Raw genomic sequence first — 13,730 nt, 5'->3', positions numbered from 1 at the left:
CCTTGATTTATAAAGACGCAAACGTCACATATGATATTAATTCCCGCAGGTCAGACGGAAGATCGACAAACATACAATTTATGACGCAAGATACGGGCAGCTCCAAGCTGTCCTTTTCTTTTACAAAAGATGGTGTCCCACTTCCATTGTCCGCGGTTGATGCAAAAATTGTTTTGCTTTATCCGGACGGCTCCTTTTATAAAAAGAGTCTTACTATCATAGATAAAGTGAATGGAAAAGCAGAGTACATTTTGTCACATGAAGAATTAAAGCATCCTGGCATTGTGAAGGCTGAATTAAAGCTTTACTACACAAATAGTCAGGCTCTTGCTACTTCCTTTTTCACGTTTACGATATCAAAGACATTGGAAGATCAGAACATTGTCCCGGTAGCAGAGTATTACATTGATGATTTTGAGACATTACGGGACGGCATAAACCAGACAGTGGACGAGATCAGCCAAACAATTGAAGAGCTGCGCAAAAAGTTTGCTGACCTTGAAGCAATTGAAACAAAAGAGGGTGCCCAGATAAAGGCGGATGCAGCATTATCAGCAGCTAAATTCTATACAGATACACACATTTCAGATACCGCAAACCCCCACAAGGTCACAAAAGGACAAGTCGGTCTGGATAAAGTTTTAAATGTGGAACAAGCAAGTAAAACTAATTTTGACAATCATGCTTCTGATAAGACTATTCATGTTACAGAAGATGATCGAAACAAATGGAATACTGCCGAGGCTAATGCGAAAGCCTACACAGATGTTCATGCTGCGGATATGGTAAAACACATAACTGCGGCTGAGCGTACGAAATGGAATAGTGCTCAACTTTTTAAAATTACAAATGATGCAGGCGGAGTTCTTATATCAATAGGAGATACGGATGATTTCCTGAGTCAAATTGTTGAAGCTGGAAAGCAATTCGGTACCTTTTATTCGTCAGGAAAGTCAACAAATGGTCCTTCTTCATTATCAACTAGAGGATTTTTTCACTTTACGTCAACTGATAGTGATGGAAAGGGCACATTTGGTTATGTAGTTGCAATTGATTATAAAAATAACGTCTTTACAAATTATCTGAACTTAAATCAAGGGTGGACTGGCTGGTCTAAATTAGAAACAGAGCACAATGCCAGGTCATACACTGATAACCTTGAAAAAAAACTAACAGATTTAACATGGTTCTCTCCGACGTTACAAAATAGTTGGGTGAATTACACTGATTCAAACGCAACTGACCAAACAAAATATAAAGTACGATATGCCAAGGATGTAACTGGTACAGTATTTGTAGAAGGTGCTATTTCAAAAGGAATAATAGGTTTCGGGGTTCCTGCCTTTATTTTACCGGAGGGATACAGACCAGCTAGAGCCATCCAGTGGGTTGGAGTAGCTTCCCAAGGTGGTATGTCAGGCATTCCACAGACACATAGGTTGCTTGTAGATATCGATGGGAAAGTTGTTATAGAGAATTGTTCAAACACAGTTAAGCCAAATGATTATATTAGTTTAGGGTTTAGTTTTAAGGCTGTTTAAGGAGAGTATATAAATGATACAAGTATATAAATATGATGACGATTTTATATTTGAAACACCTGTAATAGTCGATGGAATAGACGCTAACGGTGGAAAAAGTCTCCCTAATAATTGCACAAAGATCGCACCGCCTGATGGGATGTATAAGCCTAAATTCAACCTCGAATTGAACGAATGGGGGGAGGCAGCATCTGAAGAATACATTATAAGCCTAAAGCCCACCAGAGAACCTTCAGATTTGGAATTACTAAAGCAGCAAAATGCTTTACTTATCTCACAATTGGCTGAAACTCAATCGATGGCTCAGCAACAGGCTAAAATATACGCCGATTTAATACTATCACTTGCACAAAAAGGGGTTGTTTAAATGGACTGGTATAAAAGCATACTTACCTGTTATAAATGGGGATGTTATTCAAAGGATGACGTTAAAACTTTTGTCTCTTTCAATAAAATAACCGAAAGTCAATATGAAGAAATAGTTAAGGAAGATATTGTTACTGTAGATTAAATATGATAATTTAAATCTATGAAAAATACAATCTATTTACTTTTTATTGTTTTTATTATATTAAGTGGGTGTTCAACGTATAGAGGCACAGCTGCTGTTAAAGGATCTTCATCAAAAACACCTGATTATCATCCATTAATCATCGCACATAGGGGCGCTTCAGCATTAGAGCCGGAACATACGTTACTCTCATATAAGCGTGCCATAAAAGATAAAGCGGATTTTATCGAAATTGATTTAAGACAAACAAAGGATCATGAGTTGGTCGCTATTCATGATAAGGATGTTGAAAGAACAACAAACGGAAAAGGAAAGATTCAGGATCTTACTCTGTCTCAATTAAAAAAATTCAATGCAGGTAAGGGTCAGAAAGTATTGACAATAGAAGAAATAATAAAAGAATTCGGCCTTTCAACAAAGTATTATATTGAAACAAGAGAAGATAATAACGGCAATTTAGTAATGGAACAAAAACTCATTGAAATCCTAAATAAATACAATCTATTAGCCGAACATAAAGTAGTATTACAATCATTCAGTGAAAAGAGTTTAAAGAAGATACATTCTATTAATAAAGAGGTACCACTGGTACGTTTACTTGGTGATGATGAAGTGAAGGATTTAAATAGTGATAAGCTTAAGCAGATAAAAAGTTACGCTTATGCAGTAGGCCCTAATGCCAAATTAGTTGATAAATCCATAGTTGAAAAAGTTCATGCTGCGAATTTAAATATTCATGTCTTTTTCGATGCGGAGAATGAGTAAAAACAAACAATGAAAATGATTAATTTAAGGGTGGATGGATTATTTTCCAATGACCCTGCTTATACAAAGAGACTAAAAAACTCGTCAAATTGACGGGTTTTTTATTTTGCCTCTAAGGAGGTGATATCAAGAAATGGAGGAAACGACTTTGTTTATTAATTTTGATACGTTGGACTTAGCGAGAGTTTACCTGTTTGGGGGTGTGAAGTACCTGGATTTACTGCTGGTTCTAAGCATTATCGACGTAATAGCCGGTGTGATCAAGGCTTGGAAATTCAAAAAGCTGCGGAGCCGAAGCGCTTGGTTTGGTTATGTCCGGAAAATGCTTAGTTTTCTGGTGGTCATCGTGGCAAACATCATAGATACAATTCTCAATCTGAACGGCGTCCTGACATTTGGAACCGTTCTTTTTTATATCGCCAATGAGGGGCTTTCCATTACGGAGAACCTGGCGCAGATCGGCGTTAAGATTCCGGCTGCCATTACTGACAGGCTTCACGTAATCGAAAATGACAACGAACAAACAAACGAAAAGGATGAACAGGCTGCTGGGTAACCCGGCGGCTTTTTCTATATCAAAAATAAAGGAGAGAACACTTATGACAATCACAGTGAAAAAGAATCTTGTATCAGAAGCAAAATACGCTTTGAAATGCCCGAACTATATGGACGCTGAATACATCACTATCCACAATACAGCGAATGACGCGTCAGCTGCCAATGAGATCAGCTATATGATCGGAAATACTAGCTCGACGAGCTTTCACTTTGCAGTCGATGACAAAGAGGTACGGCAGGGAATCCCTACAAATCGTAACGCATGGCACACAGGAGACGGCACAAACGGCACCGGGAACCGTAAGTCTATTGGCGTTGAAATCTGCTACAGCAAGTCAGGAGGCGCTAAATATAAGGCAGCAGAAAAGCTGGCGATCAAGTTTGTGGCGCAGCTGCTCAAAGAGCGAGGCTGGGGTATTGATCGTGTCCGCAAACACCAAGACTGGAACGGCAAAAATTGTCCGCATCGAATTTTATCAGAGGGAAGATGGGATGAGATTAAGGCTGCCATTGAAGCAGAATTAAAGGCGTTAGGAGGAAAGACAACATTTAAAACGTCATCATCTGCGCCTAAAGCCGCAGGGAGCACTTACACAGTCAAAAAAGGAGATACTCTTTCCGCAATAGCAAAAGAGCACGGGGTGAGTGTGGCAACCCTGCAAAGCTTGAACGGTATCAAAAACCCGAACTTGATTAAAGTCGGCCAAGTATTAAAGCTCACAGGCTCAAGCACTTCCAACACTAAATCAAGCAGTAAAAAAACGTCATATGCACTGCCTTCTGGCACCTTTAAAGTGACAAGCCCGATGCGAAAAGGGGGTGACGTAAGGCGGATTCAAAAAGCGCTGGCAGCTCTTTATTTCTATCCGGATAAAGTGGCGAAGAATAATGGCATTGACGGCGTGTATGGTCCGAAAACAGCAAATGCGGTCAAACGGTTCCAATCCATATATGGATTGGTTGCTGACGGCATTTATGGACCTAAGACTAAAGCGAAAATTGAAGCGAAATTGAAGTAATAAAAGAGCCTCTCATATAATGAGGGGCTCTAAATTGCAATCCTTCTGACTTAATCGTCCCAGTCTTCATCTTCCTCCCAGTTTTCTTTCGCTTCTTCAAGTTCTTCAAAGAAAAATTGCAAAAAGTTATCTGCAACTGTGTCTCCATAACCGGCTTCATTTGCCCAAACAATTACTGGGCATTCGCCGTTTTCCATTTTGTTTGTATCAAGGCAATAAGAAAATTCATCTATGTACTCTATTACGACAATGCCGTCACTTAAATCATAGTGTGTCCTATATTCTTCAGTAACTGTAACAACTCTTGCTGAAACCTTCCCATGACCAAGTATATTTACTCCGTAAATTCCACCAGAACCATACTTATTTAAAAACCATTTATAACTTTCGGGAAGTTTTACATTTAAACTGTTTTGTATCTCTTTTATTTTTTCTTCACTTATTCCGCCTGTAAAATCATCATCTTCAGCGTTTTCTTTAATAAATTCTTCAATTTCATGATAAGTCATTGTTACATCTCTCCTTTCTCAAATTGGCTCGCTCTCCATTTCCAATATCTTCGTTGGAAGCTTTTATACTGATTTCGCAGCTCTTTGTCATTTCTAAAGCTTTCTCCACCTTTTTTCAATCCATGAAGAACTTTTTTATTATTTTGATGTACTGAAGCCGGAATTTCTACCATTGTTCCTGGCTCTTCTTGAATTAAATGATGTAAGTTGATCTTTGTACCATCATTAGCAAAAGGTGCATCACCTTTTTTCATAAGTTGTAAATTTGTTTTTCCACTTTCAGCATCAACTCTGTTTATATCAATATCTTTCAATGTGTATACTCTACGACTCACATCTTTAGTTTTACCTGAAGCTTTTACCTTCCCTTTAACCTCAAAGGCACCATACTTTTCTTTATTTAACCAAGGGAGATTTATTTCCTTACCTGTAAATGGCTTTCTTGTTTCATCTAATTTTTTAGCAAGCTGAAGCAGCCTGTCTTTTGCGCTCACATCATTGATGACATTATAAGGCATGCCACCTGCTACCACAACATCTTCTCGCATGACAAACGGTTTAATTGCTGTTAGCGGATCAGGAGTTTCATCAAGCTTTTTAGACACTTTTTTGACTGCAGCTTTTCCAGCTGTTTTCACTCCTATTTTTGCAACTGAACCAGCACCTTTTAAAGCAAAGATGTTGACTGCTGCACATGTAATCCAATGAGCCGTTGATTCTGCGTCTCCGTTCTTTACGTCTCTAACATAGGAGGTTATTATTGCATCTTTAATTGAATTAAACGTGGAATCATAGTGATAAACTGCAACTGCAGAATTAATAAGCATGTCGACAGGATGGTTGTGTGCCATATAGTCTAATGTTTCAGCTGTCATATCATAAAGAGCTGTAACAGTACCTTTGGCTCCAGCCATTAGCTCACGTGTGTTTTCAATCTGTGTGAAATACCTTTGTTGTTCTGCTGTCAGATTTTCATACCCAATTGTTTTGGCCATTGAATAGAATTCATCGGCATCTGCATAATCGTAATTCTTTAGTCTTTCTTTCAGCTTCTCGATTTCACGTTCTTTTTCTTCCTTCTTCTTAATCGTCAAATAAGCTTCAGTACGTTTTTCAATATCGCCTTTTTTCTTATGTATGTCACTTTCTCTATACGCTTTGGCGTTATAGTGAATCGGAGTGGCGTTCTTCCCTTTGCCTGTTGATTCCTGTAGCTTTTTAAAATCTTGCTGAATGAATTGTTCGTTAGGCTCTGTTAGTGCATATTCAGTTGTTAAATCATCATCTACTTCCCCAATTTTATCAATTGTTTTTTCACGTTTCTTATCTGCACTGGCAAGTTCATCTTTAAAGTTTTCTGTTGAAAATAAATCAAGTGGTAGGATATCGTCAATATCGTTCAGAATGTCCTTCATTGCTTTCTTCTGTTCGGACATAATAGCCTTTGATTTTTTATATGCGTTTGCAAGTTCATGCTCTAAAAAAGACTCCTCGACGTATGCATCTGATAAGCTAGCTTCCTCTACAACTCCAGAGATACTTGTAAGGAAAGCAATTTTCATGTCTATAAGATCAATCCATTGATCTGTAACACCGACATGGTCATGATAAAATGCTTTAATGTTGTCTGCGCCCTTACCGGAAAACTCGCTGTCATCTAGGTCGGCCACAGCTTTAAATGCTTTTCTGAGCTTCACCATTTGTGACCTTAGTTCCTTGTACTCTTTTGCACGTTTATCCGCTTCAGAAAGTAATGACTTTGCTTCAAATACCTTCATACCATTCTCCTTTTTCTGACACTCAATACTCAAAATTTTACCATAGTTTAGGAGGATTAACGGCTTTAAGATCGGCCAAATGCCAGAAATGCCCCAAAGGAAATAGTTATTTTTACTCAATCCGTTGTTCGAAAAAGAATATTTCCTTATAATTGATATACAAGACCTAGGCAATCCATTCTTACACACCCTGAAAATTAGGCAAATTATCCCTTGAGTTTAATTGCGTCATCACGAAAGCAGAATTGCGCTATGTCGAAAATTTTTTCTATATATTACATTTAATGTTAAAGTTGTGTTAACATTTGTTTGATAATTTAGAATTTTGACAGAAAGAGGGGTTTATTATGAGTAAACTTGCTTCTGAATATGTTGCTAATTTCTTAAATGAATGGTATATGGCCATAAAACAGCAGAATGTTGAGGCTGCTGAAAAATATTTAAAAGAAGTCAGATCTTTATTTGATGACATGGAAGAAGATCAGGAAGTATTAATGTATTATTCTCTACTTGAAGAGAGACATAAAATGATGATGTATCAAGTAAAAGGAACAGACTTTCCAAAGCATTCATACTTCAACAAAAGACCTGCGAGAGAAATTCAAAAAACAGATAACATGATAGAGTACTACTTCTTTTTGTTTGAAGCGTTATACGAATCCTACAATCGAAACTTTGAGAATGCCATAAGCTTATTTAAAATTGCTGAGAAAAAGTTATCGATTATTCCTGATGAAATTGAAGTCGCTGAGTTTTATTCTAAAGTGGCATCAATGTACATGATGCTCCGGCAAAGTATTGTTTCATTAAATTATATAAACAACGCACTCAACATTTATAAAGGGAATGAAAATTACAAAAGGAAGTACGCAACAGCATTGATGGTTGTCGGAACTAACTATACAGATCTTGGACAATTTGATAAAGCTGAAGAAGCCTATTTCCAAGCCATTAGAATTTCGAAAGAGCTTAATGATAAATTTTTCGAAGCGCAAATCCATCACAATTTAAGTATTACATATTCAGCAGCAAACAGATCCCAAGACTGTCTCAACGCGCTGAGAAAAGCCATAAGAAATAAAGAGTGGCGACAATCAGTTTATTACATTAACTCTCTTTACATGGCTACCAAAGAGCTATTTCTCATGGATCAAAAAGATAAAGCTGTATATTATTACAAAAAAGGACAGGAAAATTTAACCCAGAAAGAGAATAAAGTGTATGAGGCTAAAATAAACATCATTTATGCACTTCTTCAAGATAATCAAAACGAAACCATTGAGCAATGTTGGAGTTACATTCATTTCCTTCAAGAAAAGAATGACTTAGACAGTGTTCTTGATCTTTCTTTGATTATCTCTCAGTACTGCGAGGAGAAAGAATGTTATAAGGATGCTCTTGAATTCTCTAAGCGAGCTATTTTAGCCGAAAAGAAAATGAGGCAGTTGGAGGGAATAGGATGAAAAGATTAATACTTCGTGTGTCTGTTACAGCTATTATCTTAAGTGGGTTAGCTGCTGGCGCTAGTTTGTTTACTCAGTCAGACATTCAATTTAGTGAAAAACCAGTCGGAACTGATATCCAAATTGCAGAGAGACCGGTTGGAACTTAATAAAAAGTGAGGGGCATAAGATGACAAAAGGCGTTAAAATAACGTTATGGAGCATCCTAGCCGTATTCATCGTGTTAGCAATAATAGGAGTTGTATCTTATTATCAGACCCCGTCAGCGTAAAAAAGCAGATCTCTAAAGAGCAGCCCTATAATGGGCTTTTTTTTATTAGATAAGCACTTAGGCTATACAAAAGAACTTGATGAGGAACTAAAAAGAGTACTCAAAATGTTTGATGATGTATTAGAGGTTTATGAACAGCATGACGGCGAACCTAGCATTAAACCTGGTGTAACTTGCCCTTCATGTCAAAAAAAATCAACTAATTATGTTTGTAACTGGAATGGGAACAAGCATGTACACTTTATTTGTGAATGTGGCCATCGAGTATACCAATAAAAAAGTTATTATATGAAAGGGGAGAAGCGTCCGTCCAAAATTTTTTATGCCTCCAAACCTCCCCCAAATAATTATGGAAGAATACACAATTCTACATAGCAGAATCCAAAAGAAAAACCCTAGAAATGTTGATATAACAACGTTTCTAGGGTTTAATCCAATGCTCTTTAAAGAGCATTTTAATTAACGAGAGTAGAACTCAACGATAAGCGCTTCGTTAATTTCCGGAGCAAGTTCAGAACGCTCAGGAAGACGAGTGAATGTACCTTCAAGCTTTTCAGCGTCGAAAGTAAGGTATTCAGGAACGAAGTTGTTCACTTCTACAGATTCTTTGATGATAGAAAGGTTACTTGATTTTTCGCGAACACCGATTGTTTGACCAGGTTTTACTTGGTAAGACGGGATATCAACGCGGCTTCCGTCAACAAGAATATGACCATGGTTAACCAATTGGCGAGCTTGACGGCGAGTACGTGCTAAACCTAGCTTGTACACAACGTTATCAAGACGAGAATCTAAAAGAATCATGAAGTTTTCGCCGTGTTTACCAGTTAGTTTAGCAGCTTTGTCAAATAAAGTGCGGAATTGGCGTTCGTTTACACCGTACATGTGACGAAGCTTTTGCTTTTCTTGCAATTGCAAACCGTATTCTGATAATTTTTTACGTTGTCCTGGACCGTGTGGACCTGGAGCGTAAGGGCGTTTTTCTAATTCTTTTCCTGTACCGCTAAGAGAGATTCCTAGACGGCGGGACAGTTTCCAAGATGGACCTGTATAGCGAGCCATAATGTGACTCCTCCTTTGGTTTTATTTTTGTGGAAAATAAAAACCGTCTGCTCTATTCGACCATGTACATTTTGTTTTCATGTATCCTCGCTCCAGCAGCAGAGAGTTACACGATACACCTTATGAATAAGGAACAAAATGAAAACATAGAAGCTGAACAAAAAGGCTGCAATATTTCACACAAAGGTCATTATATAATTTATTTGATTTGAAGTCAACCATTCCTTCATTATTGCTTCGCCGTTTATGATATAATAAACAAAAATTAGTAGTAAACTTTCAGGTGATAAAAACATGGTAGAACAAACAAAAGAACAATTATCCGCCTTTCATTATCATATGCTCGATTTTTTATTAACCAAATCTGAAAAAGTCACTTTCACCGACTCTTTCATATGGCTGACTTCGGCTATTCAAACTTATTTTTCATCCCTATGTGTTTCGCTTACACCGACACCATCCGTTGGTTCTGCTTCAAAACAGGCGGATGACGAAGTTCGATTTTCCGCTTCGAAAATAAACGCCTCATCTTACCTGATTGAGGACATCGGCGGCAGGCGCTATCATCTGACATGCAGGCAGGATGTAGAGATACCTGAAGGGCTTCCCGACTTGGTTTCATCATTTTTAAACCAGTCAATGAAACAGGAAAAACTCTATATCAAAACGATCTATCAAAAAAAGATATACAAAATGACAGAGCTGTTCCATTCACTGCTTGATCAGACAGAAGTGCTGAAGCAGCTTTTAGAAAGCTTAACCGGCACGTTTTCTATGTTTGAGTTTTCTCTCTATATATCGCACGATCAAGATCAATGTTTAGGTGTTCCTGCAAAAGAGCTTTATATGGAAGGGGAAAAATCCGATTCCTTTGCTCTCAAAGTGTATTTATCCGGGGATATTTTGCGGAAAAATGAATCTGCCGCTTATATTCCGATCAAAGGACAGCAGGGAACGTACGGGGTGTTGAAGGCTGAAGGAACGGGCGGCAGTTTTCTTAATGACGCCTATCTTGATGAAATGTCGCTGATAGCAAACGCGGCGGGAAAAGCGTTTGAAAACGCTCAGCTCTATGAGCAATCCAAAGCAAGCATCGCAAATTTGGAATTGATTAATGAAACGTCACGCCGCCTGAATCAGCGGCTGACACTGGCCGATACGATGAATGACCTGGCTGTGAGAATGGCAGAATCGTTTCAGGCGGAAGAAGTGGGTTTCTTTCATATAGACCATTTTGAAAACCTGACATTGCTCCCCGGCAGCACAGCGTTTTTTAAGGAAGCGAAGCCGTCTGAATTTTTTAATGAAATGAAAGAAAAGCTGTATGAAGGGGAAATAGGAGTTTTCATCGGAAATGGTCAGTCTGTTTTCGGAAAGGCCGGCTACGGCTCGCTGATGGCTGTTCCGATGATTGAGAATGACAGGCTTCTAGGTTTCGCGGTTTTATTGAAAGAGGAAATGTACGCTTTTACATTTGAAATGTACAAGCTGTTTCAGGCGCTGATTCGTCACGCAACTCTGGCTGTAACCAACTCAATGCTCCGCGACCGCCTTGAGCATCTCGTCAAAACAGATCAGCTGACTGAGCTGTATTCGAGGGTTTATTTAGATGAAAAAATTCAATACAGTATGAAGATCCACCAAAAGGGTGTTTTTATACTTGTTGATATTGATAATTTCAAGAATGTAAATGATACGTACGGTCATCAGACTGGGGACGAGATTTTAATTCAAGTCGCTTCGGTTATTAAAAGCAACATCAGAAAGCATGATGTCGGCGCCCGCTGGGGAGGCGAGGAGCTGGCGATTTATTTGCCGAATGTGACGGTTGCGGCGGGGAAACGGATTACTGAGAGACTGGTTTATGCAGTCAGAAAAAATACGAAACCCGAGGTGACCATTTCATGCGGTATCTCCTGCTGGACGGCAAAAACAAGAAAGTCACTGAAAGAGCTTGTGCATCAGGCTGATGAAGCGCTCTACAGCGCGAAACGAAACGGAAAAAACCGCTTGATGATACACGAATCAATAAAATAACAAAAGCCCAAAACACTATGAGTTTTGGGCTTTTATATTACTGTGCTAACGCTTTTTCAAGCTTTTCGGCAAACTGTGATAAATACTTTTCGTCGATTTCGTCGAAACGGTTTTTCACTGGGCTGTCGATGTCCAAGACGCCGACAACTTTTCCGCCTACATGAATCGGAAGCACAATTTCTGATTGAGACGCCGCATCGCAGGCGATATGTCCCGGAAACGCGTTTACATCCTCTATACGCTCCACTTTTCCGTTTGCATAGGCTGTGCCGCAAACGCCTCTGCCGAAAGGAATCCGAACACATGCCGGCAGACCTTGGAACGGTCCTAACACAAGCTGTCCATCCTCTTCTTTGGCAAAATAGAAACCCGCCCAGTTGACTTCAGGCAGCGAATGATACAGAAGCGCTGAGGCATTCGCATAGTTTGCGATTTGATCTGTTTCGTCTTCGGTCATGGCTTCGAGCTGTTTTAGCAGAAGCTGATAGTCTTTTTCTTTATCTCCAGATTGTTTTTCGACATGGAACATGGAAAACCCTCACTTTTTCTATAATATAAAACAAAGTTCCGGCTTTTCTGCCGGCATTTGTCGATAAGTTCTTACAGGAACAGCGGCCTTCTGCTTGAATTGTATCAAGAGGAAGGAGTGAGCCGAATGAAAGTAAGCACCAAAGACAAAATTATTGAATCTGCTGTCATGCTCTTTAACCAAAAAGGGTTTTCTGGCACGTCTGTCCGTGAAATCGCAAAGTCAGCTGATGTAAATGTTGCGCACATCTCCTACTATTTTAAAGGCAAGGGAGGTTTGATGGAACACTTAGTTTCAGAGTTTTACGAAGGCTACAGTAAAACGCTTGAAACAGCGGCAGGCAATATCTCTTCTCAAAGCACGCAAGAACAGCTTCTTCAATTGGTTTTCGATATTTTATCCTATCAGCATAATCATCGTCAATTAACTCGTTTTGTCTACCGGGAAGTCACGATTGACTCCACGTTAATCAGAGAAATTATGTCGACATATCTAATGAAGGAAAAGTATATCTTCCAGCTGATCATTGAGGAAGGAGAAAAACAGCGTGAACATTTAACGCTGCCGCTGCCCCATTTTATTCTCCAATTAAAATCTCTCTTGATGATGCCCTATCTCCAGCCTCAATATATTTCAGAAGTGCTCTACATGCAGCCGCACGAGCCGTACTTTTATAAAATGTATTTTGAAGAAATCAAGATTTGGATCAGAAGCGTCTTCCGGACAGGGGACGTGGCGCTTATCAATTAGCCTGCTCCGCAAACGCCTCATATGCGTATCCGACATCTCCCGCTTGATGGGCATCAGACCCGAACACAAGCGGGATCTTCTTTTGCTTCGCTTCATTCATCATCCAATCCTCGAGATAAATGCCTCCTGCGTACGTTTTTCTTAAGCCGGAAGTATTGAAGTCGAGCTCCATTCCGTTTTCTGCAATGGCATCCAGACACTGAAAAACGATTCCGCGAATATGTTCAGACATGCTGTACGGAAACAGCTTGATGAATTTTTGGACGAGTGTGATGTGACCGACTCTTTTTGGCTTATAGCTGCCAAGAGATGATACAATGGAAGAATAGATGCTGCGGTAATACCGCTCGTATACTGCTTCGATGCTTCCGCAGGCTGAAATCAGCTCTTTAAAGGTATGCTCATCATAATCAAGGCACAGATAGGAAGAACCTGCGCGCAAAAAATGAACGGATATGATGCTGTCATCTAAATATGGCCCGTATGTGTCCAGTAATAATTTAATTTCATCTTCAAATTCAGCAATATAATCGACCTCAAGCCCCGTATGTATGGCAAGCTGCCCGCGATATTCTTTTTTTAATCCGGAAATGTCATCGATGTAGCGTTCCAAAGAGGCTTGCGCCATCGCGCTGTCTTTCTGCGGCGTCGGATCAGTAAAAGAGGGCGGCAATGGGGCGTGTTCGGTAAAAGTAATCGATTCAAAGCCTTTTTTTAAGGCTTCTTCTGCATATTGTCTGAGTGTGTTGTTTGAGCCGTGAGGGCAAAATGGTGTGTGAATATGCCCGTCTCGCTTTTGCATTGGCGTCACCCCGTGAAAAAATAGTAAAATCCTGCCGATTTTGCACAAAAAGTTTTTGAATTCTGGTCAAAAAATGTTGGTTACATGGTATCATAATAACAATGAAAACGACAGTTTTTCTCAATACATATCCTG

General features: G+C 39.2%; 14 protein-coding genes and 1 pseudogene. 10 read left to right on the top strand and 5 right to left on the bottom strand.

From position 1 onward, the window contains the following. Positions 1 to 2 precede the first annotated feature (2 nt). The 6 genes and pseudogenes from ABZM97_RS14865 to ABZM97_RS14840 all read left to right on the top strand — a co-directional run bounded on the left by ABZM97_RS14865 (position 3) and on the right by ABZM97_RS14840 (position 4,394). Positions 3 to 1,541: a phage baseplate upper protein gene (locus ABZM97_RS14865; protein ID WP_087992821.1), complete on the top strand. Its 1,539-nt coding sequence runs from the start codon at positions 3 to 5 to the stop codon at positions 1,539 to 1,541. Positions 1,542 to 1,554: 13 nt separating this feature from the next. Next, entirely contained in the window at positions 1,555 to 1,908 is a 354-nt protein-coding gene (locus ABZM97_RS14860) for a hypothetical protein (RefSeq protein WP_087992820.1), read from the top strand. Next, complete coding sequence (locus tag ABZM97_RS14855; protein WP_087992819.1) at positions 1,909 to 2,052, top strand: XkdX family protein; 144 nt, start codon at positions 1,909 to 1,911, stop codon at positions 2,050 to 2,052. It abuts the gene before it with no gap. An 18-nt stretch (positions 2,053 to 2,070) separates the two neighbouring features. Beyond that, positions 2,071 to 2,910: pseudogene (locus ABZM97_RS14850) on the top strand (glycerophosphodiester phosphodiesterase). 40 nt (positions 2,911 to 2,950) lie between these two features. After that, positions 2,951 to 3,373 (top strand): holin family protein, encoded by a 423-nt coding sequence (locus ABZM97_RS14845; protein WP_087992818.1) that lies wholly within the window; start codon positions 2,951 to 2,953, stop codon positions 3,371 to 3,373. A gap of 43 nt (positions 3,374 to 3,416) precedes the next feature. Continuing rightward, entirely contained in the window at positions 3,417 to 4,394 is a 978-nt protein-coding gene (locus ABZM97_RS14840) for an N-acetylmuramoyl-L-alanine amidase (protein ID WP_087992817.1), read from the top strand. Positions 4,395 to 4,444: 50 nt separating this feature from the next. On the opposite strand, the gene ABZM97_RS14835 is transcribed toward ABZM97_RS14840, so the two are convergent. Both ABZM97_RS14835 and ABZM97_RS14830 read right to left on the bottom strand, forming a co-directional pair. Continuing rightward, a complete protein-coding gene (locus tag ABZM97_RS14835; protein WP_087992816.1) occupies positions 4,445 to 4,903 on the bottom strand; it encodes an SMI1/KNR4 family protein in 459 nt (152 codons plus the stop codon). A 2-nt stretch (positions 4,904 to 4,905) separates the two neighbouring features. Continuing rightward, a complete protein-coding gene (locus tag ABZM97_RS14830) occupies positions 4,906 to 6,681 on the bottom strand; it encodes a T7SS effector LXG polymorphic toxin (protein WP_367386916.1) in 1,776 nt (591 codons plus the stop codon). A 347-nt stretch (positions 6,682 to 7,028) separates the two neighbouring features. On the opposite strand from ABZM97_RS14830, the gene ABZM97_RS14825 reads away from it, so the two are divergent. Beyond that, on the top strand, positions 7,029 to 8,144 hold the full coding sequence (locus ABZM97_RS14825; protein WP_367386915.1) for a tetratricopeptide repeat protein: 1,116 nt from the start codon (positions 7,029 to 7,031) through the stop codon (positions 8,142 to 8,144). After that, complete coding sequence (locus ABZM97_RS14820; RefSeq protein ID WP_014479495.1) at positions 8,141 to 8,293, top strand: PhrK family phosphatase-inhibitory pheromone; 153 nt, start codon at positions 8,141 to 8,143, stop codon at positions 8,291 to 8,293. Before ABZM97_RS14825 ends, ABZM97_RS14820 begins: the two co-directional genes overlap by 4 nt. Positions 8,294 to 8,874: 581 nt before the next feature. Here ABZM97_RS14820 and rpsD read toward each other — a convergent pair. After that, positions 8,875 to 9,477, bottom strand: coding sequence for a 30S ribosomal protein S4 (gene rpsD, locus ABZM97_RS14815; protein WP_087992458.1), 603 nt, complete (start codon positions 9,475 to 9,477; stop codon positions 8,875 to 8,877). A gap of 294 nt (positions 9,478 to 9,771) precedes the next feature. On the opposite strand from rpsD, the gene ABZM97_RS14810 reads away from it, so the two are divergent. Then, positions 9,772 to 11,514, top strand: a complete 1,743-nt coding sequence (locus tag ABZM97_RS14810; protein ID WP_087992456.1) for a diguanylate cyclase — start codon at positions 9,772 to 9,774, stop codon at positions 11,512 to 11,514. Between the two features lie 37 nt (positions 11,515 to 11,551). On the opposite strand, the gene ABZM97_RS14805 is transcribed toward ABZM97_RS14810, so the two are convergent. Next, positions 11,552 to 12,043: a GAF domain-containing protein gene (locus ABZM97_RS14805; RefSeq protein WP_087992455.1), complete on the bottom strand. Its 492-nt coding sequence runs from the start codon at positions 12,041 to 12,043 to the stop codon at positions 11,552 to 11,554. Positions 12,044 to 12,169: 126 nt separating this feature from the next. On the opposite strand from ABZM97_RS14805, the gene refZ reads away from it, so the two are divergent. Further along, the gene (gene refZ, locus ABZM97_RS14800) at positions 12,170 to 12,793 is read left to right on the top strand and encodes a transcriptional regulator RefZ (RefSeq protein WP_003223478.1); all 624 of its coding nucleotides are present in this window, start codon (positions 12,170 to 12,172) and stop codon (positions 12,791 to 12,793) included. On the opposite strand, the gene hisJ is transcribed toward refZ, so the two are convergent. Further along, on the bottom strand, positions 12,786 to 13,595 hold the full coding sequence (gene hisJ, locus ABZM97_RS14795) for a histidinol-phosphatase HisJ (protein ID WP_202326912.1): 810 nt from the start codon (positions 13,593 to 13,595) through the stop codon (positions 12,786 to 12,788). The genes refZ and hisJ overlap by 8 nt on opposite strands. Positions 13,596 to 13,730 lie beyond the last annotated feature (135 nt).

Source organism: Bacillus vallismortis (assembly GCF_040784915.1).
Taxonomy (GTDB): domain Bacteria; phylum Bacillota; class Bacilli; order Bacillales; family Bacillaceae; genus Bacillus; species Bacillus subtilis_G.
This window is presented reverse-complemented; position numbering and strand designations above follow the sequence as displayed.